This is a genomic window from Massilia sp. Dwa41.01b (assembly GCF_014171775.1).
In the GTDB taxonomy this organism is placed as follows: Bacteria; Pseudomonadota; Gammaproteobacteria; order Burkholderiales; family Burkholderiaceae_D; genus Telluria.
The window spans coordinates 4,802,194-4,825,198 of the sequence record NZ_CP050454.1; the positions used below are offsets into that span (position 1 = coordinate 4,802,194).

At 67.1% G+C, this 23,005-nt stretch carries 21 protein-coding genes, 1 tRNA gene and 3 pseudogenes; 17 read left to right on the forward strand and 8 right to left on the reverse strand.

The features are described 5' to 3' along the window. Positions 1–43 precede the first annotated feature (43 nt). Positions 44–1,708 (reverse strand): amidohydrolase, encoded by a 1,665-nt coding sequence (locus G4G28_RS22105; protein WP_182989955.1) that lies wholly within the window; start codon positions 1,706–1,708, stop codon positions 44–46. Positions 1,709–1,852: 144 nt separating this feature from the next. Between G4G28_RS22105 and bla the strand changes: the two genes are divergently transcribed. Beyond that, a complete protein-coding gene (bla, locus tag G4G28_RS22110) occupies positions 1,853–2,755 on the forward strand; it encodes a subclass B3 metallo-beta-lactamase (protein WP_182989956.1) in 903 nt (300 codons plus the stop codon). Between the two features lie 104 nt (positions 2,756–2,859). Here bla and ada read toward each other — a convergent pair. Then, positions 2,860–3,928, reverse strand: a pseudogene (gene ada / locus G4G28_RS22115) (bifunctional DNA-binding transcriptional regulator/O6-methylguanine-DNA methyltransferase Ada). A gap of 137 nt (positions 3,929–4,065) precedes the next feature. On the opposite strand from ada, the gene hutC reads away from it, so the two are divergent. From hutC to G4G28_RS22150, 7 genes are all read left to right on the forward strand, one after another. Beyond that, positions 4,066–4,797, forward strand: a complete 732-nt coding sequence (hutC, locus tag G4G28_RS22120) for a histidine utilization repressor (protein WP_182989957.1) — start codon at positions 4,066–4,068, stop codon at positions 4,795–4,797. A gap of 118 nt (positions 4,798–4,915) precedes the next feature. After that, positions 4,916–5,314, forward strand: coding sequence for a response regulator (locus tag G4G28_RS22125; protein WP_182989958.1), 399 nt, complete (start codon positions 4,916–4,918; stop codon positions 5,312–5,314). A gap of 243 nt (positions 5,315–5,557) precedes the next feature. Continuing rightward, positions 5,558–5,884, forward strand: a complete 327-nt coding sequence (gene trxA / locus G4G28_RS22130; protein WP_182989959.1) for a thioredoxin TrxA — start codon at positions 5,558–5,560, stop codon at positions 5,882–5,884. Positions 5,885–6,031: 147 nt separating this feature from the next. Beyond that, complete coding sequence (gene rho / locus G4G28_RS22135; protein ID WP_182989960.1) at positions 6,032–7,294, forward strand: transcription termination factor Rho; 1,263 nt, start codon at positions 6,032–6,034, stop codon at positions 7,292–7,294. A 108-nt stretch (positions 7,295–7,402) separates the two neighbouring features. Continuing rightward, positions 7,403–7,924 carry a MepB family protein gene (locus G4G28_RS22140; RefSeq protein ID WP_182989961.1) on the forward strand — a complete coding sequence of 174 codons (522 nt, stop codon included), beginning with the start codon at positions 7,403–7,405 and terminating at the stop codon, positions 7,922–7,924. Positions 7,925–8,086: 162 nt separating this feature from the next. Further along, positions 8,087–8,356 (forward strand): type B 50S ribosomal protein L31, encoded by a 270-nt coding sequence (locus G4G28_RS22145; RefSeq protein WP_182989962.1) that lies wholly within the window; start codon positions 8,087–8,089, stop codon positions 8,354–8,356. A 157-nt stretch (positions 8,357–8,513) separates the two neighbouring features. Next, positions 8,514–10,235 (forward strand): glycosyltransferase family 39 protein, encoded by a 1,722-nt coding sequence (locus G4G28_RS22150; protein WP_183107835.1) that lies wholly within the window; start codon positions 8,514–8,516, stop codon positions 10,233–10,235. A gap of 112 nt (positions 10,236–10,347) precedes the next feature. Here G4G28_RS22150 and G4G28_RS27045 read toward each other — a convergent pair. Next, a pseudogene (locus G4G28_RS27045) lies at positions 10,348–10,977 on the reverse strand (FxDxF family PEP-CTERM protein); the annotation flags it as partial. A 237-nt stretch (positions 10,978–11,214) separates the two neighbouring features. On the opposite strand from G4G28_RS27045, the gene G4G28_RS22155 reads away from it, so the two are divergent. The 3 genes from G4G28_RS22155 to G4G28_RS22165 all read left to right on the forward strand — a co-directional run bounded on the left by G4G28_RS22155 (position 11,215) and on the right by G4G28_RS22165 (position 11,862). Beyond that, positions 11,215–11,445 (forward strand): hypothetical protein, encoded by a 231-nt coding sequence (locus tag G4G28_RS22155; RefSeq protein ID WP_183107836.1) that lies wholly within the window; start codon positions 11,215–11,217, stop codon positions 11,443–11,445. A 23-nt stretch (positions 11,446–11,468) separates the two neighbouring features. After that, the gene (locus tag G4G28_RS22160; protein WP_183107837.1) at positions 11,469–11,795 is read left to right on the forward strand and encodes a hypothetical protein; all 327 of its coding nucleotides are present in this window, start codon (positions 11,469–11,471) and stop codon (positions 11,793–11,795) included. Further along, positions 11,778–11,862, forward strand: a tRNA-Leu gene (locus G4G28_RS22165). The genes G4G28_RS22160 and G4G28_RS22165 overlap by 18 nt, the downstream gene beginning before the upstream one ends. Before the next feature lie 94 nt (positions 11,863–11,956). On the opposite strand, the gene G4G28_RS22170 is transcribed toward G4G28_RS22165, so the two are convergent. Then, a complete protein-coding gene (locus tag G4G28_RS22170; protein ID WP_182989965.1) occupies positions 11,957–12,166 on the reverse strand; it encodes a type II toxin-antitoxin system MqsA family antitoxin in 210 nt (69 codons plus the stop codon). A gap of 175 nt (positions 12,167–12,341) precedes the next feature. On the opposite strand from G4G28_RS22170, the pseudogene G4G28_RS22175 reads away from it, so the two are divergent. From G4G28_RS22175 to G4G28_RS22185, 3 genes and pseudogenes are all read left to right on the forward strand, one after another. Then, positions 12,342–12,770, forward strand: a pseudogene (locus G4G28_RS22175) (YeeE/YedE family protein). 10 nt (positions 12,771–12,780) lie between these two features. Next, a complete protein-coding gene (locus G4G28_RS22180) occupies positions 12,781–13,224 on the forward strand; it encodes a YeeE/YedE family protein (protein ID WP_183107838.1) in 444 nt (147 codons plus the stop codon). A gap of 25 nt (positions 13,225–13,249) precedes the next feature. Next, entirely contained in the window at positions 13,250–13,948 is a 699-nt protein-coding gene (locus G4G28_RS22185) for an MBL fold metallo-hydrolase (protein WP_275944329.1), read from the forward strand. 158 nt (positions 13,949–14,106) lie between these two features. On the opposite strand, the gene G4G28_RS22190 is transcribed toward G4G28_RS22185, so the two are convergent. Beyond that, positions 14,107–14,910 (reverse strand): ABC transporter substrate-binding protein, encoded by an 804-nt coding sequence (locus G4G28_RS22190; protein ID WP_182989968.1) that lies wholly within the window; start codon positions 14,908–14,910, stop codon positions 14,107–14,109. Positions 14,911–15,163: 253 nt separating this feature from the next. On the opposite strand from G4G28_RS22190, the gene G4G28_RS22195 reads away from it, so the two are divergent. From G4G28_RS22195 to G4G28_RS22200, 3 genes are read left to right on the forward strand one after another with little or no spacing between them, the layout of a single operon-like run. Then, positions 15,164–17,554, forward strand: coding sequence for an MHYT domain-containing protein (locus tag G4G28_RS22195; protein WP_229507775.1), 2,391 nt, complete (start codon positions 15,164–15,166; stop codon positions 17,552–17,554). Next, positions 17,503–18,570: a response regulator gene (locus G4G28_RS27050; RefSeq protein ID WP_229507776.1), complete on the forward strand. Its 1,068-nt coding sequence runs from the start codon at positions 17,503–17,505 to the stop codon at positions 18,568–18,570. Before G4G28_RS22195 ends, G4G28_RS27050 begins: the two co-directional genes overlap by 52 nt. After that, complete coding sequence (locus G4G28_RS22200) at positions 18,563–19,576, forward strand: two-component system response regulator (protein WP_182989969.1); 1,014 nt, start codon at positions 18,563–18,565, stop codon at positions 19,574–19,576. The genes G4G28_RS27050 and G4G28_RS22200 overlap by 8 nt, the downstream gene beginning before the upstream one ends. A 176-nt stretch (positions 19,577–19,752) precedes the next feature. Here G4G28_RS22200 and G4G28_RS22205 read toward each other — a convergent pair whose 3' ends face one another. From G4G28_RS22205 to G4G28_RS22215, 3 genes are all read right to left on the reverse strand, one after another. Further along, the gene (locus G4G28_RS22205; protein WP_183107839.1) at positions 19,753–20,922 is read right to left on the reverse strand and encodes a glycosyltransferase family 4 protein; all 1,170 of its coding nucleotides are present in this window, start codon (positions 20,920–20,922) and stop codon (positions 19,753–19,755) included. 80 nt (positions 20,923–21,002) lie between these two features. Further along, a complete protein-coding gene (locus G4G28_RS22210; protein WP_229508117.1) occupies positions 21,003–22,028 on the reverse strand; it encodes a glycosyltransferase family 1 protein in 1,026 nt (341 codons plus the stop codon). Further along, positions 21,916–23,004, reverse strand: a complete 1,089-nt coding sequence (locus G4G28_RS22215; protein ID WP_229507777.1) for a GDP-mannose 4,6-dehydratase — start codon at positions 23,002–23,004, stop codon at positions 21,916–21,918. The genes G4G28_RS22210 and G4G28_RS22215 overlap by 113 nt, the downstream gene beginning before the upstream one ends. Position 23,005: the final 1 nt, after the last annotated feature.

Genomic DNA, 23,005 nt, shown 5'->3' on the forward strand with positions numbered 1-23,005 from the left:
CTACCGCGTGGGCTCAAGAGCCCACCCTACGTTCTCCGTGCTCTTACTTCTGATACACCGCCTTGCCGCCCACCCAGGTCTGCAGCACCTGCGTCTTGTAGATATCGTAGGTCGACACCTTGAACAAGTCCTGGTCGACGACGATGAAGTCGGCCCACTTGCCCGCCTCGAGCGAGCCTAAGCTGTCTTCGGCGTGTCCCGCATAGGCTGCGTCAAGCGTGAAGCAGCGGAAGGCTTCCTTCAGCGACATCGCCTGGTTCGGGTACCAGCCGGCAATCGGCTGGCCCGAGGCGTCCTGGCGCGTCACCGCGGCGTGGATGCCGAAGAAGGGGTTCGGCGACTCCACCGGGAAGTCCGATCCGCAGGCGATGCGCGAACCCTGGTGCAGGAAGCTGCGCCAGGCGTAGGCGCCCTTGATGCGCTCGGGGCCGACGCGGGTTTCGGCCATGTTTTTGTCCGACGTCGCGTGGGTCGGCTGCATCGACGGGATGATGCCAAGCGCCCTGAAGCGCTTGATGTCGTCCTGGGTCACCACCTGGGCATGCTCGATGCGGTGGCGCTGCGCCGCGCTTTTCGTGGCGGCCAGTTCCTTCTGGTAGATGTCGAGGATCTGGTGGTTGCCGGCGTCGCCGATGGCGTGCACGTTGACCTGGTAGCCGCGCGCCATCGCCTTCTTCATCATCGCGTCCATCTCGGCCGTCTTGTAGAACAGCAGGCCGTGCGAATGCGGCTCGTCGGAATACGGCTTGATCAGGGCAGCACCGCGGCTGCCCAGGGCACCGTCCGAGTACAGCTTGACGGCGCGCAGCGCGTACATGTCCTTGCCGTAGGTTTTGAGCGGGCCGTTCTTCGCCAGTTCATCGAAATCCTTCTGGGTGCCACCGATCATGCCGTAGATGCGCGCGGTCAGCTTGCCCTGGTCGGCGTAGGCCCGGTACAGGCGGTCTTCGAACACGCCCAGGCCGGCATCGTGGGTGCTGGTAACGCCGACTTTCGCCAGCGCGCCGAGCGCGGTATCGAGCGCCAGGCGGCCCTCTTCCTCGGTCTGGGGCGGCAGCACTTTCGTCACCAGTTCCTGCGCGGCGTCGACCAGCACGCCGGTGGCTTTGCCATTCGCATCGCGCATGATCTTGCCGCCGGCCGGGTCGGGCGTTTTGTCGGTGATGCCGGCCGCCGCCAGTGCGCGGCTGTTGGCCCATCCGGCATGGCCGTCGACGCGTTCGAACCAGACCGGCTTGTCGGCCACGACCGGGTCGAGGTCGGCGGCGGTCGGGAAGCGGCCCAGCTTCCAGTTTTCCTGGTTCCAGCCGCGTCCGCGCAGCCAGGCGTGGTTCGGATGGGCGCGGGCGTATTCGCCGATCGACGTCAAGGCAGCTTGCAGCGAGGTGGTCTGCGACAGGTCGAGCTGGGTCAGCATCTGACCGAGGCCGAACACGTGGCCGTGGGCATCGATCAGGCCCGGCAGCACCGTCTTGCCCTGCAGGTCCACCTGGCGTGCATTCGGCGCCCTGGCACGCACCTCGGCGGCACTGCCGACGGCCGTGATCTTGCCCTGGTCGTCGAAGGCCAGTGCCGCGAACTGCACCAGGTCACCCTTGGCATTGAGCGTGTATCCGTTGGCGTTGACGACTACCGTATCGGCGTGGCTGCTGGACGCGGCAAGTGCGGCAAGGACGAACATCGAACACTGCTTCAGGGTGGGGCGCATGGACTCTCCATTTTCTTAAATAAATGCAAAACATGAGTGTAGCGAAGTCCTTGCCGATTTTGCAGCGGCCGCCGGCTCGCGGGCCGCTTTTTTCGTTATCATTTCGGGTCAGCAATAAGCAATCACCTCATAAAGGACTCCTCCGTGAAACGCATCGCCGCCCTGCTCGTCTGCCTGTCCGGTTTGTCGTCCCTGCCGGCCCACGCCTATCCGGCCAACTGGGAAGGCGCGCAGAAGCCCTTCGTTCTCTACGGCAGCACGTATTACGTCGGCACCCAGGGCCTGAGCTCGGTGCTGATCACCTCACCCGCTGGGCATATCCTGATCGACGGCGCCACGCCCAAGGCCGCGCCGCAGATTGCCGCGCACATCCGCGAACTTGGCTTCAAGCTGGAAGACATCCGCTACATCCTGACTTCGCACGAACACTTCGACCATGTGGGCGGCGTCGCCGAACTGCAGCGATTGACTGGCGCGACCGTGCTCACCAGCCCGGCGGCGAAAAGCGTGCTGGAATCGGGCAAGGTCGACAAGGGCGATCCGCAGCACAGCGACCTGGCCGACATGGACATGCCGCCGGTGGCGAACGTGAAAACGGTGCGCGATGGCGAGACCGTCGAACTGGGGCCGCTGTCGGTCAAGGCGAATTACACGCCGGGCCACACCCAGGGTGGAATCAGCTGGACCTGGAGCGCTTTTGAGAAGGGCCGCGCGATGAACATGGTGTATGCCGACAGCCTGAACGCCATGGCCGCGCCGCCCTTCCGCTACAGCGGCAACACGGTGTATCCGAACGCGAAGGCCGATGTGGAACGCTCGATCGCGCGCGTGGCGGCGCTGCCCTGCGACATCCTGGTGACGGCGCACCCCGACGCCAGCGATTTGCTGGAGCGCCAGGCGAAACAGAAGCAGCTGGGTAACGCGGCCTTCGTCAGTCCGGATGCCTGCCACGCGTATGCCGCGGCGGGACGGCAGCGGCTGGCGCGGACGCTGGCGGACGAAGCGAAACGCGGCGAGCAAGGTAGACGGCCAGGGCCGGAAACGTGATTTTCGCCAGCCGAACCGCCGCCTACGCGTCCAAGCGACGGGTGCATGGTGCTCAAGCCGTTCGCAGGCTGCGTTTGAACGCGCAGGCGGGAAACCCGCCTGCCCTACATTTTTTCCCGTTCGATCAGGGCGGCCTTGCGCTCGATGCCCCAGCGGTAACCGGATAAGCCGCCATCGTTGCGCACCACCCGGTGGCAGGGAATCGCCACCGCCGCCGGATTGGCCGCGCAGGCGCCGGCCACCGCGCGCACGGCCTTCGGCGCGCCGATACGCTGCGCCAGTTCCGTGTAGCTGACCGTTTCGCCTGCGGGGATCGCCCGCAAGGCTTCCCACACGCGCTGCTGGAAGGCGGTGCCGCGTACATCCAGCGGCAGGTCCAGGCCGATGCGCGGGGCCTCCACCAATCCCACCACGACGGCGACAGTGCGTTCGAAGTCGCTGTCGGCGCCGATCAAGCGCGCTTTCGGAAAACGGTCCTGCAGGTCGCGCACCAGTGGTTCGGGCTCGTCGCCGATCAGGATCGCGCAGATGCCACGCTCGGTCGCCGCCACCAGGATCGCGCCCAGCGAGCAGGCGCCGACAGCAAAACGAATCGCCTCGCCCACGCCGCCGGCCTTGAAGCTGCCCGGCCGCATGCCGAGCATTGCTTCGGCGCCGGCGTAGAAACGCGAACTCGAATTGAAGCCGGCGGCATACAGTGCATCGGTGACGCTGGCGCCCCGTGCCAGGCCCCTCGCGCACGCGCGCCGCGCGGCAGGCGGCGGCATAGGCTTTCGGCGTCACGCCCGCATGCAGCTTGAATACGCGCTGGAAGTGGAAGCGGCTCATGCCGACCGTGCGCGCCACGGCATCGAGGTCGAGCGTCTCGCCCGCCGCTTCGATCAGGCGGCAGGCCTCGGCGACGGCGCCCGCCTGGCGCGCGCTGACATCCGGCTGCCCGGGCCGGCAGCGCAGGCAGGCGCGAAAACCCGCCGCCTCGGCGGCATCGCAGCTGGCGTGGAAGGCGACGTTCGCGCGCAGTGCCGGGCGTGCGGCGCACGAAGGCCGGCAATACACGCCGGTGCTGCGTACGGAGTAATAGAAGACGCCGTCGGCGCCGCGGTCGCGGCCCTGCACGGCGGCCCAGCGCGCCTCGTCGCTGGCATAGGGTTCGGCGGTGGTGTCGATGTTCATGGCGTCGGTTCTCGCGGGGATGACAGGCCGTATCGTCGCAGCGGCGTGGTGTTACCGCACTCCGCTCCTTGCTTTCGAATTCGCGGTGCTAGAATCCCCACTGTCAACAGCACCATTATCGCCCCACGGAGAGCAGTTTGGACGAACACAGCGCGCAAGCGAGCACCCCCACGCCTACCCCCATCTTTCAGCGCATCAAGGATTACCTGGTCGGCGAGATCGCCTCCGGGCGCTGGAAGGAAGGCGACCTGGTGCCCTCCGAGCAGGCCCTGGTGCGCCAGTTCGGCGTCTCGCGCATGACCGTCAACCGCGCCGTACGCGAACTGACGGCCGAGCAGGTGCTGACCCGGCGCCGGGGATCGGGCACCTATGTCGCGCCGCGCAAATACCAGGCGACGCTGGTCGAAATCCGCAACATCGCCGACGAAGTGCGCGCACGCGGCCACCGCCACGGCAGCCGCCTCTGCCTGCTCGAGGAGGCACCCGCCGCCGAGGCGCTGGCGCTGCAGTTCGAACTGGCGCCGGGCGCGCCGCTGTTTCATTCGACCATCGTCCACTTCGAGAACGAGGTACCGATCCAGCTCGAAGACCGCTGGGTCAATCCGGCCTGCGCGCCCGATTACCTGCAGCAGGACTTCGCCAGCATCACCCCCAACGAACACCTGATGGCGGTGGCGCCATTGCAGGGCGCCACCTACAGCATCGAGGCCCTGGGCGCCCCACGCGAGGTGGCCGAGCAGCTGGGCATCGACGGCCGCGCCGCCTGCCTGGTCCTCAAGCGCAAGACCACCTCGCAGGGCCGCGTCGCCTCGGTGGTGACGATGTGGCACCCGGGACATTTGATTCAGTTGACCGGCAGCGTCGGCTGAAGGGTTGTTGATTTCCAGGAGAGGCAACAGTTTCGGACGATATTGAACACGGTGCGCCACGCATGCCCGGTTTCGCCCATAATGCCCTTCCAGTCAACAATTAGCCGGAACCAAGTGTATGAACAAGCTCGCCGTTGCGGACGCGGCGCTGCCGCCGCGCGTGCTGGTGCTCGACGACGACCGCTTCATGTTGGAGATGCTCAAGGACATGCTGGAACAGCTCGGCGTGCGCGAGGTCTATACGGAGGCGACGACCCGTCATGCGCTCGCCACCCTCGCCGAACAAAACCCCGACCTGCTCATCTGCGACCTCGCCCTGCCCGACATGGACGGCATCGAGTTCCTGCAGGCGGCCGCGGCACGCGGTTTTGGAGGCGCCGTCATCCTGTTGTCGGGCATGGATTCGGGGGTGCGCGACGCCGCCAGCGAACTGGCGCGGGTGCTCGGATTACGCGTGGCGGGTACCTTCCGCAAGCCGATCGCGCTGGACCAATTGCGCACGGCCGTGACATGTTAAGTTTTCTACAAACGTCTGAACACTTTTCGGGAAAATAAGGTATTATTCGGCCTAAATCCCCCGCCTGACGTCCTCCAGACGCCCTTCCAAATATTGAGTTTGCGCACATTGTCTCCACCATTGTGTTGCAACCAGTTTTACCAAAGGGACATCGTCCCGACAAACGGAAGCCGGACATGTGCTGAGCAGGACAAGCATGGTCTCCAGGCGTACATTGATCCTTACCTCTTCTTTGAGGAAAACATGAGCGAAAACATTAAACACATCAGCGATGCTTCTTTCGAAACCGACGTGCTCAAGTCCGAGCGCCCGGTCCTGGTCGATTTCTGGGCCGAGTGGTGCGGTCCGTGCAAGATGATCGCTCCGATCCTCGAAGAAGTGGCCAAGGAATACGATGGCAAGATCACGATCGCCAAGATGGACGTCGACGCCAACCAGGCCGTACCGGCCCAGTTCGGCATCCGTGGCATCCCGACCCTGATCCTGTTCAAGGACGGCCAGCCAGCGGCGCAGAAAGTCGGCGCCATGGCCAAGGGTCAGCTGACTTCGTTCATCGACAGCAATATCTGAGAACGCGGTGGCGGTGCGCCCGCACTGCCGCCATTTTTGCGGACGGGAAGCAAACCGGCTCCGGTTGTTTTCCACTGACGCAGTTTAATTAATCCACGTCGTTCCCTCCCCTACCTTTACCTTCCCGTCACGGGACACCCACACAACATGCACTTATCTGAACTGAAGGCAATGCACGTCTCCGCGCTGCTGGAGATGGCCATCGGCCTCGACATCGACAACGCAGCCCGCCTGCGCAAGCAGGAACTGATGTTCGCGATCCTGAAGAAACGCGCCAAGCAAGGCGAACAGATCTTCGGCGATGGCGCACTCGAAGTGCTGCCCGACGGCTTCGGCTTCCTGCGCTCGCCCGACGCCAGCTACATGGCCTCGACCGACGACATCTATATATCGCCGTCGCAGATCCGCCGCTTCAACCTGCATACGGGTGATTCGATCGAAGGCGAAGTGCGCACCCCGAAAGACGGCGAGCGCTATTTCGCCCTGGTAAAGGTGGACAAGGTCAACGGCGAATCGCCGGAAGCCTCGAAGCACCGCATCCTGTTCGAGAACCTGACGCCGCTGCACCCGCAGGAGCCGCTGCGCCTCGAGCGCGACATGAACGGCGCCGAGAACATCACCGGCCGCATCGTCGACCTGATTTCGCCGATCGGCAAGGGCCAGCGCGGCCTGCTGGTGGCCTCCCCTAAATCCGGCAAATCGGTCATGCTGCAGCACATCGCGCACGCGATCACCGCCAACCACCCGGACTGCACCCTGATCGTCCTGCTGATCGACGAGCGTCCGGAAGAAGTGACGGAAATGCAGCGTTCGGTGCGCGGCGAAGTCGTCGCCTCGACCTTCGACGAACCGGCCACCCGCCACGTGCAGGTTGCCGAGATGGTGCTGGAAAAGGCCAAGCGCCTGGTCGAAATGAAGAAGGACGTCGTGATCCTGCTCGACTCGATCACCCGCCTCGCCCGCGCCTACAACACCGTGATCCCGGCCTCGGGCAAGGTGCTGACCGGTGGTGTCGACGCCAACGCGCTGCAGCGTCCGAAGCGCTTCTTCGGCGCCGCCCGTAACATCGAAGAAGGCGGCTCGCTGACCATCATCGCCACCGCGCTGATCGAAACCGGCTCGCGCATGGACGACGTGATCTACGAAGAATTCAAGGGCACCGGCAACATGGAAGTGCACCTCGAGCGCCGCCTGGCCGAGAAGCGCGTCTACCCGGCGATCAACCTGAACAAGTCGGGTACCCGCCGCGAGGAACTGCTGATCAAGCCGGACCAGCTGCAAAAGATCTGGATCCTGCGCAAACTGCTGTACTCGATGGACGAGATCGAGGCGATGGAGTTCATCCTCGACAAGATGCGGGCGACGAAGAACAACATCGAGTTCTTCGACATGATGCGCCGCGGCGGTTAACTAGCCACTTGCCGGGCGTCTCATGAAAGGCAGCCAGGCCGCGAATGCCGTTCAGTGTACTGAGCGGCATTTTTTTATGCGCGCCGCATTTTTCATTGAAAACCGAACATGACTGCAACCGGCGACCTGCCGCCCGACCTGCCGTTCGCCCTCGACGGGCTTTACCGTGAAGCCGGCGTGAGCACCACCGCAGCGCCTCGGTGCGAGCCGGAAGGCGGCGAGTATGGCGCCTGCCGCCTCGGCCTCGATGGACGGCTTGTCGCTTTTCGCGTGGCCAAGACCACGCCCACGAAGATCGGCCAGTTCGTGACCGTCTGGAAGCGCCCTGCGCCAGGCGCGGACATCGCGCCTTTCGACAGCCTTGACGAGGTCGACCTGGTGATTGTCAGCGTGGCCGGCGCCGGCCAGCACGGTCATTTCGTCTTCGATCGGCAGGCCTTGATCCGCCATGGCGTGATGTCGCAGGACGGCGTCGGCGGCAAGCGTGCGATCCGCGTCTATCCACCCTGGAGTCTGCCGGTGGCGAAGGCGGCGATCCGCGCGCAAGGCTGGCAATTGGCCTACTTCGTTTCCCCGGCGCCAATGGATGCCGGCGCGCCGGCACGGCTGCGCCGCCTGTTGCACGCGTGACGCCCCGCCACCCGGGCCGGCCGGCAGGCTTGCCTTGGCCTGGCAAGCCGCTTATAATCTCCGGTTCAGTACCTCAACCTGGCAAGTGAGCGGCAATCGGGTCACGAAGCAAGCCGACCGACGAAGTGCTGTTTGGCTACCAAACTCATCGAAAGTAGAATCATGAAGACCGATACCCACCCGAATTACCGCGAAGTCCTGTTCCACGACGTGTCGTGCGATTTCAAATTCATCACCCGTTCGACCATCTCGACCCGCGAAACCGCTACCCACGAGGGTAAAGAGTATCCGCTGATCAAGATCGAAGTCTCGGCTGAATCGCACCCGTTCTACACCGGCAAGCACAAGATCGTCGACACGGCTGGCCGCGTCGAGAAATTCCGCCAGAAGTTCGGCGCCGTCGGTTCGAAGACCTCGGTCGCGAACGGCTAAGCCACACTGCAACACAGCCTCCGCGGGCCTCATACGATCCCCGCAGGAGCACCAAGAAAGAAGCCGGATTCCCGGCTTCTTTTTTTTCGCCTTGATTGGGCGATTTCCATTCGCCGCTATACTAGCGCGACATTATTGCCACGCATCAGACTTATCGATGAAACCAGTCCGTCTCCCCGCCGCCGCCACGCTCGCCCTGCCGCGCTGGGCCCTGTTCGCACTCGGCCTGCTGTATATCCTGCCGGGCCTGATCGGCCGCGACCCGTGGAAGGACGACGCCGGCAGCTTCGGCCTGATGTGGACGATGGCGCGCGGCGGCCTGCACGACTGGCTGTACCCGAACATCGCCGGCCTGCCCGCACTCGACGAAGGCCCGCTGGCCTTCTGGCTGGGCGCCCTCTGCATCAAGCTGTTCGGCTGGCTGCTGGGCGACGTACTGGCCGCGCGCGTGTCGAACATCGGCATCTTCGTCGTCGGCGGCATGTCGCTCTGGTACACCGCCTTCCACCTCGGCCGGCGCCCCGAAGCGCAGCCGCTGCGCCTTGCTTTCGGCGGCCAGCCCGAGCCGGACGACTACGGCCGCACCCTGGCCGACACCACCGTGCTGGTCTACCTCGGCTCGCTCGGACTGCTGCTGTACAGCCACGAGACTCTCGCCGTCACGCTGCAGGGCTCGCTGGTCGCCTACTTCCTCTACCGCGCGGTGCGCTACATCGAAACGGCCTGCCTGCGCAATGCCGCCCTGGTCGGCCTCTCGCTCGGCGCCCTGACGCTGACGCGCGGACCGCTGGCACCAACGGCCCTGCTGCTGGCGCTGCTGCTGTGCACCCGATTCTTCCGCATTCCCGTGGCGACCGCCCTGCGCCACATGCTGGTGGCCGGCCTTGCCGCCGTGCTGTTGACATTGATCTGGATCCTGCCGGCTACGCTGGTGCAGCCGTATGGGGGCTCGCCCGTGTCGGCCTGGCTGGGCTGGAACCTGGACCAGCTCGCCCTGCCGAGCTGGGCCTCGATCAAGGCCTTCTTCCGCATCGGCGTCTGGTTCGCCTGGCCTGCCTGGCCTTTTGCCGGCTGGGCGATCTGGGCCTGGCGCCGCCAGCAGAACATGCTGCACATCGTGTTGCCGCTCACTTTCTTCTGTGCCCTGACCGCGCTGACCCTGTGCGGTCCGACGCCGGGGAACGGCGACCTGCTGAAACTGCTGCCGCTATTGGCGCTGATGGCCGCTTTCGGCCTGCCTACCATGAAGCGGGGCGCCATCAACGCCATCGACTGGTTCTCGGTGATGGCCCTGACGACGCTGGCGGCCCTGGTCTGGCTGTTCTGGATCGCCAAGCTCACCGGCTGGCCGGCCAAGCTCTCGCATAACGCCCTGAAACTGGTGCCAGGGTTCACGCCCGAATTCGGCATCGTCTCGTTCACGGTCGCGGCCGCCGTCTCGATCGGCTGGTTCTGGCTGGTGCGCTGGCGCGTCTCGCGCAAGCCCTCGGTGCTGTGGCGCGCCGTGGTGCTCTCGTCGAGCGGCCTGATCCTGGTGTGGGTGCTCCTGATGACGCTGTTCCTGCCTGACCTGAACTACAGCAAGAGCTACGCCGGCGTCGCCCAGGCACTGGCCGCCAAGCTGCCGCCGAACGCGAACTGCATCGACACGAATGTAGGCGCCCCGCAGCGCGCCTCGTTCGCCTACTACGGCCGCCTGCCCTTCGCTGGCGTACAGGGTGGCCAGTGCGATTACGTGCTGTTGCACGACAGCGTCAGGACGCGCGACGACCGCGAGCTGTCGCGCGTCTGGCGCACGGGTGGCGCCACGCTGCTGTGGGAAGGCCGGCGCGCCTCCGACCGCGACGAGCGCTTCCGCCTGTACCGCCGCGCGCGCTGAGCGCCCCCCTAGGCCGCCCGGCGCCGCGCCGCGGCGGGCTCCCCACCTGCGCGCGGCGCCACAGCAGGGCGCCCGCGCCCATCCCCGCCAGCAGCATCGCCCCCATCGGCGCTTCCGGCACCGGCGAGACTGCCAGGTCCGCCCCGAAGCTGCCCCCTGCCGCCCCCAGTACCTGGCCGTCGACGCGCACGGCATAGGCGCCGCTGACCAGGTTATAGGCCGAGACCGCCCAGGAGTCGGGCGCGTTGTCCTCGAACCCGGTCTGGTCGATGCCGGCGATCGCCGTGCCGACCACGGCCAGCGTGGCGGGGTCGTAGCGGTACAGGGACAGGCCGGTGATCAGGAGGTCCTTGGTGCCCGGCGAATTCAGGAACGAGGACGTGACCGAGGCTGCCGCGTCGAACGGGGTACCGGCGACGGCGAAGGTGAACAGGTCGGTGAAAGCGCTGCCGCTTTGCGCGGCCGTGAAGCCGTCGCCGAAATGGGCGGTGAAGCCGCCGACGCCATCGGGACTGAGGCTGATCGCCTCGGTGCGTTCGATTGTCTGGGCGTGCGCGGGCGCCAGCCCGACCAGGGCGGCGGACAGCGCGGTCGACAGGGCGGCGATCAGCGTCTTGGTGCGCATGGCGAGACGGGCGGACTGGAATCGTTTCATGGTGTCTCCATTGGACGAAGTGACGGCACATGTCGGCGTGACGGCGACCGGCGCCCCGTCTTGGGGCAGGAAAATGTCCCCGGTCATGTTCCTTGAGTCACGTCAACTCCAGGGCGCAAGCGGCATCGACAATGACCAATAGCGCATCGTCGGTGCCGCTGAAGAGCGCCCAAGAGCGCCTAACAAAATCGTCAGAGGCCTTGAAGGCGGGGCCTTCAGGGCAAGGCGGAGCCAAGGCGTGGCGACGAAGACAGTACACCTGTACGACTAGGAGCCGCAACGCGGCTATGGCGGTTTTGTTAGGCGCTCTAAGAAGGAGACAACATGAAAAGCGTAATGTTCTCGGAAATCGTGCACGCACGGCGGCGCGTCAAGCTGCTGGGCACGCTGTCGCCATTGACGGTATACGGCCTGGCGGTGGCGATCGGGATGCCGCTCCTGGTCCTGGCGCTGCGCAGCTTCAACCCGGACGCACCGCTGGCCGCGATCGTCCTGCCGCTGCTGGCGGGACTGGTCCTGCCCTCTGCGCCGGCTCGCCCGGACGGCTCGAGGTGAGCACCCGCTTCGACGCCTGCCACATGCGCCACACGCTCGACGCCGCGCTGGTCGCGCTCGGCTACGTCCGCACCGATGCCGGCGCCGAGCGGATGCGCTACGTGCGCATCGCCCCGGCGAGCTGGCGCGCCCGGGCCCAAAGCGTGAACGTACGCATCAAGCCCCATACGCTGGAAGTAGTCGGCCCGATCCCGACCCTGCGCGCGCTGCAGGCGGCGCTGGCGGGCGGCGAAACCGCGCAACCGGAGCGGGTAATCGCCACCGCGCCGGCATTGCCGGGCCGCGAAACTGTTGCCGGTGCAATGCAAATCAGCGATAATGCAGGGCGCGTTGCCGGGATGGCGGAATAGGTAGACGCACGGGACTCAAAATCCCGCGCCGCGAGGCGTACCGGTTCGATTCCGGTTCCCGGCACCACAGGATTGCATCACATAGTCGTACAAATCAAAAACCCGCATGTCGCACCGGCATCGCGGGTTTTTTGTTGACCAGCGCAGCCGGACGCCTCTTCCTACCCCACCCCGGCATCCACCTTGCGCCGGAATTCCATCGCCAGCTGGCCGAACTGCCCGAGCGCGCGTGGCGTGAGGATGCCTTCCCTGCAGCCACGGCAGAAATGGCCTTCAATTCCTTCGAAGGTCGTCGCGCTTCCCTTGTAGGCATAGGGCAGATCCCGCAGGTCATGGACCAGGTCGGTGCTCTCGCAGAATGGACATTTCATTTCATCGCTCCCGAGGAATCGACACCCCTCGATTATGCGCCAGGCCTGCCCTTGCCGGTCACACGGCGCTATCGCCTGGCCGCTCCTGACATTACAATACAGGCAACGAGACCCCGGCGATGGACGCACAGCCGCGCCATGACGGCCTCAGCCACCCGCTGGAAGGAGCAGCACAATGACGATCGCCTGGAGCCAGTTCACGCCGTGGACCTCGCTGATCGGCGGCCTGCTGATCGGCCTGGCTGCCGCTGCCTTCGTCCTGCTCAACGGCCGCATCGCCGGCATCAGCGGCATCCTTGCCGGACTGCTGCGTCCGGTAAAGGGCGACCTTGCCTGGCGCCTCGCCTTCCGGGCGGCCTCGTCTGCGCACCGCTCCTGTACGGCCTGCTGGCAAGGCTGCCGCAGGCGACGATCGACGCCGATGGCGCCACCCTGGTCGCAGCGGGTTTATTGGTCGGCATCGGCACCCGCTATGGCGCCGGCTGCACCAGCGGCCATGGCGTCTGCGGCGTCGCGCCTGTCGCCGCGCTCGCTGGTGGCCACCGCGGCCTTCATGCTGGCGGGTTTTCTTACCGTTTACCTGCTGCGTCACGTCCTGGGCTGAAAGGACCGCCATGCACCTGCTTGTCGCCCTGCTTGCCGGCCTGGTATTCGGCGTCGGGCTGGTCGTCTCCGGCATGACCGACCCGGCCAAGGTGCTGGGCTTTCTCGACCTGGCCGGCAACTGGGACCCGTCGCTCGCCTTCGTGATGGGCGGCGCCGTGCTGGTTGCCGCCCTCGGTTACCGCTACGCGCGAGCCCGCACGCAATCCCTGCTGGGTGCAGCCATGCAGGTGCCGACGGCACGCCGCGTCGACCGCCGCCTGGTGCTGGGCTCGCTCACCTTTGGCGTCGGCTGGGGACTTTCCGGATTCTGCCCGGGCCCGGCGCTCGCCTCGCTTGCATCGGGCGGCATGAAACCACTGCTCTTCGTGCTGGCGATGGTGGCGGGCATGATCCTTTTCGACCTGATCGAGCGGGCCAGGCGCGGCGCTCCCCCGACCAGCGCCCGTACCTGATGCCGCATCCCTTACCGGAGACCCCATGCACCTGAACCCCATCCAGCTGTTCGATCCCGAATCGTCGACCTTCACCTACATCCTGGCCGGGCCCGGTTCAAAGCAGGCCGTCATCGTCGACCCGGTCGACCGCCACCGCGAACGCGACCTGGGCCACCTCGCGCGGCTCGGGCTGCAGCTGGTCTACGTGCTGGAAACCCATGCGCACGCCGACCACGTGACCTCGGCCGGAGAACTGCGCGCCCTCACCGGGGCTGTCGCCGCCGCGCCCGCCGGCTGCGGCATCACCGCGGCCGAGGTGCAATTGCAGGACGGCGACGTGCTGCGCTTCGGCCAGGAAGAGGAAATCCGCGTGCTCCATACGCCCGGGCACACGGCGGGCAGCATGAGCTACCTCTGGCGCGGCAATGTCTTTACCGGAGACACGCTCCTGATCGGCGGCTGCGGGCGCACGGACTTCCAGAGCGGCAGTGCCGATGCGCTGTACGACAGCGTGACCGGCAAGCTGTTCACGCTGCCTGACGACACCCGCATCTGGCCGGGACATGACTACCACGGCCAGGCGGTGTCGACGATCGGATGGGAAAAGCGCCACAACGCGCGCCTGGCTTCGCGCAGCCGCGAAGATTTCGTGCGCCTGATGGCCGAACTGAACCTGCCGCGGCCAAGGCTGATCGACATCGCCGTGCCGGCCAACCGCAACCTCGGCCTGCCCCACGGCTGAGTACGCGCGGCGCTCGCCTGCAACCGGCGTTCATCGCGATTTCGCATGTAACAATTGGGCCGCATGCGCTTACGCCGCTCTGCGATTTCCGCAGATTTTTCGAGTTTTCGGCAAATTAAGGGAACAACTCCCGGTCGCATCCCGCCTGGCGTGCAGGCCTACGGTGCCGGCCGCGCCGTCCAGCCGTCGTAGGAGCGCTCGATGCGGCGCAGCGTGCCATCGCGCTCGAGTGAGGCAAACGCGCCATTCAGGCGCTCGATGACGGCATCGGGCATGGCGCGGTTACAGGCGAGGAAGACGTCGATCCGGTTGAACACGAGGACCGGGACGATCCGTCCGGCCCAGCCATTCTGCTCGAGGACCGGGCTGCCGCGCCGCAGCGCCGCGGCCCACAGGTCGATGCGCCCGATCAGCAGCTTGCGCGGATTGGTCATGTCGCTCGAGGCCGCGTCGACCCGGAAGCCGCGGCTGCGCAGGTAGTGGTCGCGCGCGTCGCCGTGGTAGGTGCCGATGCGGTAAGGCCGGGCATCTTCCAGCGTGCGCAGGGCGATGCGGCGTTCGGCCTGGGCCATGAGCACCCATTCGGCGCTGTCGGTCGGCCCGACCCACTTGAACAGGGGATCGCGCTCGGGCGTGCGGGTAGTGGAATAGACGCAGGCGTCCGGACGCGCGTAGGCGGCCGCGTAGGCGCGTTTCCGGGGCAGCATGTCGATCGTGTAGGCAATCCCGGCGCGCTCGAACGCGGCGCGCACCTTGTCGGTGGCGATGCCGACGACCCTGCCCCCGGCATCGAGCATGCTCGACGGCGGCGCCGCCTCGGTGGCGATATGGATGGGAGACGCCTGCGCCGGGCCCGCCTGGGCGCTCGGGGCCTGGACCGCGCGGGCCGGAATGCCCGCCCGAACGGCAGCCGCGGCCAGGACACTCGTTCCCGCCAGCAGCGCAACCAGCAATCGTCGCATCAGCATCGCCCACCTGTCCCGCGCATGGATGTCCTCCTCATGCTACCAGCATACTCCAACGGACGCGGCGTTGGAACGGCCGCGTTCGTATCGTTGCGCCATCGTCCCGGGAGCACCCCGGCGGTGGCAAGTACGCGACAGTCTGCTTACGATTTCGTTAATTTCAGCAAATCGACAGCAGACTTTCCAGGCGGAAAATGTCATACTTGCGAACCCCGCCGCGCCTGCGGACGCCCCCTCCTGGAATCCATTCATGTCGCTTTTCATGTTGCCCGGCGATCCTTCGCTGCTCAGCTACGGCTTTTACGAGCCGAAACTGGTGTTGCTGTCGCTGCTCATGGCGATCTTCTCTTCCTGGATGGGCTTGCAGATCGCCGGACAGGCGCGCCAGCGCAGCAGCAAGCGCGGCAGCCAGCGCGCGATCCTGCTGTTCACGGGCAGCCTGGCGCTCGGCGCCGGCGTCTGGGCCATGCACTTCATCGGCATGCTGGCCTTTAACCTGTGTACAAGGGTCGACTACGACCCGATGATCACCATCCTCTCGTCCCTGCCCAGCATCGGCGCCTCCTTCGTCGCCCTGAGCCTGATCGCGCGCGAGCGCATCGGCAGCGGCGGCCTGCTGCTCGGGGGCGTGCTGGTCGGCGCGGGCATCGGCGCCATGCACTATGCCGGCATGGCCGGCATGCGCATGAGCCTGGACCTGCGCTACGACCCGTTCACCTTCGCGCTGTCGATCGTGGTGGCCGTGGTACTGGCCACGCTGGCCTTGTGGGTGCGCTTCGGCTTGAGCCGCCTGCGCAGCATGAGCGAAGCGCAGCGCCTGCTGCTGGCCGCCGTCGTCATGGGCTGCGCGATCGCCGGCATGCACTACACCGGCATGGCCGCCGCCCGCTTCGTCGGGGTCGTCAATTCGACGGTGCCAGCCGCCTCGGACAGCGCCTCCCTGGCGCTGGCGATTTCCCTCATCACCGTGCTGTTCACCGTGGTGGTGCTGGCCGCCAACGGCCTGCTGCGCTACCGCCAGCTCTACACCGAACTGTCGCGCAGCGAAGCCTGGATGCGCGCCCTGCTCACCACCACCGTCGACGGCGTCATCACCATCGACCGCACCGGCACCATCCAGGAATTCAACGCCTCGGCCGAACGCATCTTCGGCTGGAAGCGCGCCGAGATCGTCGGGCGCAACGTGCGCCTCCTGATGACGGACGACGACCGTGCCAACGACCGCAGCGGCCTGCTCGGCTACCCGGGCAGCGACGCGCGCGACGAGGGGCGCGAAGCCCCGAACGCCGAAGTCGAGGCCCTGCGCCGCGACGGCAGCCCCGTGCCGATCCGGGTCGCAGTCGGCAATGCCCGCCTCGGCGCCCATGAGCTGTTCGTCTGCTTCGTCACCGACATCAGCGAACGGCGCGAAATGGAGGGCGCGCTGCGCGCCAGCGAGCGCCAGTTCCGCTCCCTGATCGGCACCATTCCCGGCATTTCCTATCGCAGCCGCATCGACGGCAGCTTCCCGCTGGTGTTCATCAGCGACGCGGTCGAGCGCGTGGCCGGCTACCCGGCAAGCGACTTCCTCGGCAATCCGGCGCGGCGCAGCTTCGACGCGCTGATCCATGTCGCCGACCGCGCGCGCGTCGCCGCGGCCATCGACACCGCCCTGCGCGAGGATCGACCCTACCTGGTCGAATACCGCCTGCTGCATGCCGATGGCAGCACCCGCTGGCTGTGGGAAAACGGCACCGGCGTGCGCGACGAGGCCGGCAATGTGGCCTGGCTCGACGGCGTGATCCTCGACATCAGCGAGCGCCGCACGATGGAGGAAGCGCTGCGCGAGGCGAAGGACGCGGCCGAGCAGGTCGCGGCGGCGCGTGCCACCTTCGTCGCCAACATGAGCCATGAGATCCGTACGCCGATGAACGCCATTCTCGGCTTCACCGACGTGCTGCTCGACGGCGAGCTGGCACCGGACCAGCGCCGCCACCTCGACACCGTGCGCAGCGCCGGCCGCTCGCTGCTGCGCCTCCTGAACGAAATCCTCGATACCGCCAAGCTGGAAAAGGGCGCGGTCGAACTCGAGATCAACGACTTCAACCTGCTCTCGCTGATCGACGAACTGTCCTCGACGCTGGCGGCGAATGCCCGCGCCAAGGGCCTGCACGTGGACATCCACTACGACCCGGCGCTGCCGACCAACCTGCGCGGCGACGAACTGCGCATCCGCCAGGTGCTGACCAACCTGCTCGACAACGCGATCAAGTTCACGGCGACCGGCAGCGTCACCCTGCGCGCCGAGCCGCAGGGCGACCAGCTCCACTTCACGGTGACCGATACCGGCATCGGCATCGCGCCCGAGCGCCTGCACGCGATCTTCGATCCCTTCACCCAGGCCGATGCCTCGATGACGCGGCGCTTCGGCGGCACGGGCCTGGGCACCACGATCAGCAAGCAGCTGGTCGAGCTCATGAAAGGCAGGATCTGGGCCGAGAGCGTGCTGGGCGAAGGCACCACCTTCCACGTGCTGCTGCCGCTGGTGCTGGCGCGCTTCGCCCCGCAGCAGGCACGGGTGCGCACCGCTTGCCCCTGCCGCCGCTGCGCGTGCTGGTCGCCGACGACGTACCGCAGAACCTGGAACTGCTGCAACTCCTGATGGCGCGCCGCGGCCACACCATGACCGGCGTGGCCGATGGCGGCGCCGTGGTCGAGATGGCCGCGCGCCAGGACTTCGACCTGATCCTGATGGACTTCCAGATGCCGGTGCTCGACGGCCTGCGGGCCACGCGTTTGATCCGCGAAGAGGCGCAGGCCGCAGGCCGCAAGCGTGTGCCGGTCATCGCGATGACGGCCAGCGTCCTGCCCGAACACCGCCGCGCCAGCGTGGAGGCCGGCATGGACGGCTTCGCCTCCAAGCCGGTCGACTGGTTCGCCCTGTCGCACGAGATCGCGCGCGTGCTCGGCCTGGCATCAAGCCCGTCCGCAGACGACGCGCCGCCGCTGCAGCGCCAGGTATGGAACCGCCACGGCGGCCTGCACCGCTGGGGCGGAAAGCAGGACGCCTACCTGGAAGCGCTCGCGCATTTCCACGGCCAGCATGCGCTGCTGCCGCAGTGCCTGGAAGGCTACGCCGATGCCGCCGACTATCCGTCCCTGCGCATGCTGGCGCACCGGGCGCGCGGCGTGGCCGGCAATCTGGCGCTGGAACAGCTGGCCGACGCGCTGGCCGAACTGGAAGCCCTGTCCGAGGGCGAGAAAGGCCAGCAGCTGGCGGCGCTGGCACTGCTGCCGGAAGCGCTCGCGCGCGTCGAGGCCGTGCACCTGGCCTCGATGGCGGCAATCGCCGCCGCGCAGCCGGCCGCGGCGCCGCAGCCTGCCGCCGATGCCCTCCCGGCAGCGGACCTGCAGCGCGCCTGCCGCGCCGCTGGCGTGCTGCGCGAAGCCCTCGGCCATGGTGCGCTCGACGACGCCGCCCTGGTCGGGCTGGCGGCGGCGCTGGCCGGTCATCCGGCGGCGATACGCGTCACGCAGGTGCAGAGCGCGCTTGCCGATTTCGATTTCGACCAGGCCCAGGCCCATCTCGACGCCCTGCTCGCCCACGTCTGCCCGATGCCGCAGGCGGCCGGTGAGCCGTCGACCGAACCAACGCAACAGGAAACAATGAATGAGTAACGCAAGCAATCGTCCGCTGATCCTGGCGGTCGACGACGAAGCCAGCAACCTGCAACTGCTGCGCCAGATCCTGCAAGACCACTACCGCCTGCTGTTCGCCAAGGACGGCGCCCGCGCGCTCGAGCTGGCGCAGAAGGAAAACCCGGACCTGATCCTGCTCGACGTGATGATGCCGGGGATGAGCGGCTACGAAGTGTGCGCCGCGCTGAAGGCGCATCCCGCCACGGCGCCGATCCCGGTGATCTTCGTCACCGCCCTGACCGACACCGCCGACGAGATCGAAGGCTTCGAGGCCGGCGCCGTCGACTACATCACGAAACCGGTCAGCCCGCCGGTGGTGCGCGCGCGCGTACGCACCCACCTGTCGCTGGTGCGCACCGAGGAACTCAAGGCGACGCGCCTGGCAATCGTCCAGCGCCTGGGCCTGGCGGCCGAGTACAAGGACAACGAGACCGGCCTGCACGTGATCCGCATGAGCCATTTCGCACGCATCCTGGGCCTGGCCGCCGGCATGACGGAACAGGAAGCCGAAGACCTGCTGCACGCGGCGCCGATGCACGATGTCGGCAAGATCGGCATCCCCGACCGCATCCTGCAAAAGGCCGGACCGCTCGATGCCGACGAGTGGAAGATCATGCAGAGCCACGCGGCGATCGGTGCCGAGATCATCGGCCAGCACGGGGGCGGCATGCTCAAGCTCGCCCACGACATCGCCATGACCCACCACGAGAAGTACGACGGCAGCGGCTACCCGAAGGGCCTGGCCGGCGACGCCATCCCGCTGACCGGGCGCATCGTCGCGATTGCCGACGTGTTCGACGCCCTGACCTCGATCCGCCCGTATAAACGCGCCTGGAGCGAGGAAGAAGCGCTCGCGCACCTGGTCGCGCAGAAGGGCAAGCATTTCGACCCGGTGCTGGTCGATCTCTTCATCGCCCAGCTGCCGGCGATCCGCACGGTGCGCCAGCGCTGGGCCGAGGAGCCTGGTAGCGTCCTGCAGGCCTGAATAGCTAAGTACTCACCCAAAAATAAATGTGTTTTTGGCTGCCAGACCCGGCGCGTTGCTGTGTTGGCTCGTACTTGCAGTGCTCGCACTGCGGCGCACTCGCCGCCTTGCACCGCATCCGAACCGGCACGTCCGGTTCTGTTTGCCAAAATTCACTTTTATTTCCGGTCGAGTACTTAGTCCGGCGCGCGCGAGCCCAGCGGCGGCGCAGCGGCGGGATCGGTCGCGGCGACGCGGCTGGCGGCGAGCTCGCGATACAGCGCCGTGTAGCTGGCCGCCATCTGCTGCGCCGTGAACACCTCGTCGAAGCGGGCGGTGGCGCCGCGGTCCATGTCGCGCGCCAGCTGCGGGTTCTCCCACAGCGTGCGCATGGCAGTGCGCAGCGCGGCCGCATCGGCCGGCGGCACCACCAGCCCGGTCTCGCCGCCGATGTTGATGTAGGTGGTGCCGCTGCCGATCTCGCACGAGATCATCGGCTTGCCGAACATCGCCCCTTCCAGCAGCGAAATCCCGAAGGCCTCCGAGCGCAGGTGCGAGGGGAAGGCCAGGGCGTAGCAGAGCGTTAGCAGCGCCACCTTGTCCGGCTCGTCGACGGCGCCCACGAACAGCACGTTGGCCAGGCCCAGGCGCGCCGCCTGGGCTTTCAATGCCGCCTCTTCCGGCCCGGCGCCGACGATCACCACCGGATAGTTCGTCCCCGCCACTGCGTCCAACAGCACGTGCAGGCCCTTGTAGTAGCGCAGCACGCCCACGAACAGGAAGAACTTCGGCCCGACCCGCTCGCGCCAGTACGCCAGGCGCGCCGGTTCCGGTTGCGGATAGGTGGCGCGGTCCAGGCCGAACGGAATCACCCGGGTCTTGTCGCGATAGCGCTCCAGCACGGTGGACGATTCGAGGTAGTTGGGCGAGGTGGCGACGATCGCGTCGACGCTGCGCAGGAAGCGGTGTTTCAGCGGCTGGTACAGGCGCAGCAAATGCTTCTGGCGCACGATGTCGGAGTGGTAGGTCACCACGCTTGGTTTGCGCACGCGGGCGGCAAAATGCGCCAGGTCCATGAACGGCCACGGGAAGTGGTAATGGACGACGTCGGCCTCGCGCGCCAGCCGTGCCAGCGCGCCGAGCGAGGCCACCGAGCAGGCGTTCGAGGCCAGCTCGAAGTCGAGCGGCACCCGGTGCACGGTATGGCCCTCGAAGGCGATCGGTACCAGGTTCTTTTCGCGCGACAGCGACAGGACCGTGTTGGTGACGCCCAGGCGGCCGGTGCCGACGCACATCTGGCGGATCACCTGCTCGATGCCGCCCACGGTGTCCGGGTAATAGGTCTTGTAGAAGTGAAGGACGCGCATGTCAATGTTGGGAAAACGGGGCTAGCGCGCCAGTACCTTGCGGTACACGGCGGCGGTGGCATGGGCGGTGGCGCGCCAGGTCAGCGCGCTGGCGCGGGCGCGGTCGGCACGGATGCAGCGCTCGCGCAAGGCGTCGTCGCGCACCGGGCCAGCATGGCTGCGCCGATCGCGCCCTCGTCGAGCGGGTCGACTTCGAGCGCGGCGCCGGCGCTGACCTCGGGCAGCGAGGTGGTGGACGAGGTCACCACCGGCACGTTCGAGGCGAAGGCCTCGAGCACGGGAATGCCGAAGCCCTCGTACAGCGACGGGAACACGAACACGCCGGCGCCGGCGTACACGTGGCGCAGCGCGGCGGCCTCGCCCAGCTTGTCGAGCCAGATGACCCGGGCACCGTCGGCCTGGGCCGCGGCAATGCGCCGCAGCAGGGTCTCGCAGCGCCAGCCGGCGGCGCCGACGATGACGAGGGCGCGCTCGGCACGCACCGCCGCCGGCAGGGCGAGGTAGGCGCCCAGCACGCGCTCGACGTTCTTGCGCGGCTGCAGGGTGCCGACGAACAGGAAGTAGCCGGGCTGCAGCCGGTGGCGCGCCAGCGTGGCGGCAACGGCTGCCCGGTCGGGGGTGTCGAGCCAGCTGTCGTCGACGCCGTTGTGGACCACCGAGATCCGCGCCGGATCGACCCCGAAGCATTCGACCAGTTCGGCGACGGCGTAGTGCGACACGGCGATGACGTGATCGGCCTTGCGCGCCGCTTTACGCTGCAGCCAGTTTTTCAGGCGGCGCATGCGCGGATTGCACAACTCGGGATACTTGATCGGCAAGGCGTCGTGCAGCGTGGCCACGACCGGGCAGTCCATGCGCACGATGCGGTAGTCGGTGGCGTGGAACAGGTCGGCCGGCATGTGCACGCGGTGCGCGCGCGGCGTCGCCAGGTCGACCAGCGTGGCGCGTGCAAAACTCTGCGGCAGCGGCTGGCCGATGGTGGCGGTGCCGGCGTCAGGCCAGGAGTAAGGCTGGACCGCGCAGCCGGCGGCGGGCAGGTGCGCCAGCAGCGCGCGGGTGTAGACACCGATGCCGTCGACAGGGCCGCCCGCCGGCCTCGGCTCGATCGTGGTCGTGCCCAGGCCGACGTTCAGGCCATGCATGGTCACCCCGGTACATCCAGCGCAAGGTGGTCAACAGCGGCGGCGGATCGAGCGGCCCGATCGCGGCGGCGAGTTTTCCATGGTCGCCCGACAGCGTCAGCACGTCGTTGGCGCGCACGAAAGCCGGATTGACCTCGACCTCGATGCGGTAGCCGGCGATTTCCGAGGCCAGGTCGATCACCTCGCCCAGCGAATGGCTGCGGCCGGAACAGACGTTGAAGGCTTCTCCCGCCGGCGCGGCCGCCAGCAGGCGGCGATAGCTGCGCGCCACCATGCGCACGTCGGAAAAGTCGCGCGCGATGGCCAGGTTGCCCAGCTCGATGCGGCGCTCGCGGCGGCGGAAGTGGGAGACGATCTTCGGCAGCAGGAACTGCTCGCTTTGGCCGACGCCCGTGTAGTTGAACGGACGCGCGATGACGATCGGCAGCTTGTCCATCCACAGGCGCGCCATGTATTCCATGGCCAGCTTGCTCACCGCGTAATCGTTGGCCGGCGCGGGAGCGACGCTTTCGTCGATGATGGGCACGCTGGCATTGCCGTAGATGTTCGCCGACGATGCCAGCAGGACGGCCGAGGCGCGGTGGGCGACGCCCGCCAGCGCCTCGAGCAGGTTGCGGGTGCCGACCACGTTGACCTGGTAGATCTGTTCGGCATTGCCGTGGGCGACGAAGGCGATGCCGGCCAGGTGCACGACGACGTCGGGCTGCACCTGCTCGACCATCGCGCCGACCGCCGCGCGGTCGCACAGGTCGACCGCGAGCGCGTGCGTGCCGGTCGCTTCGCCGGGCATGACGGTACCGAATACCTCGTACCCGGCCGCGGCCAGCTCGCGCTCGACATACACGCCGGTGAAGCCACGCAGGCCGGTGACGAGGGCGCGCTTGCCCTCGCCTTCGCGCGAAGCGGTATCGGGCTGGAGGTCTGGCGTGGCGGTGCTCATG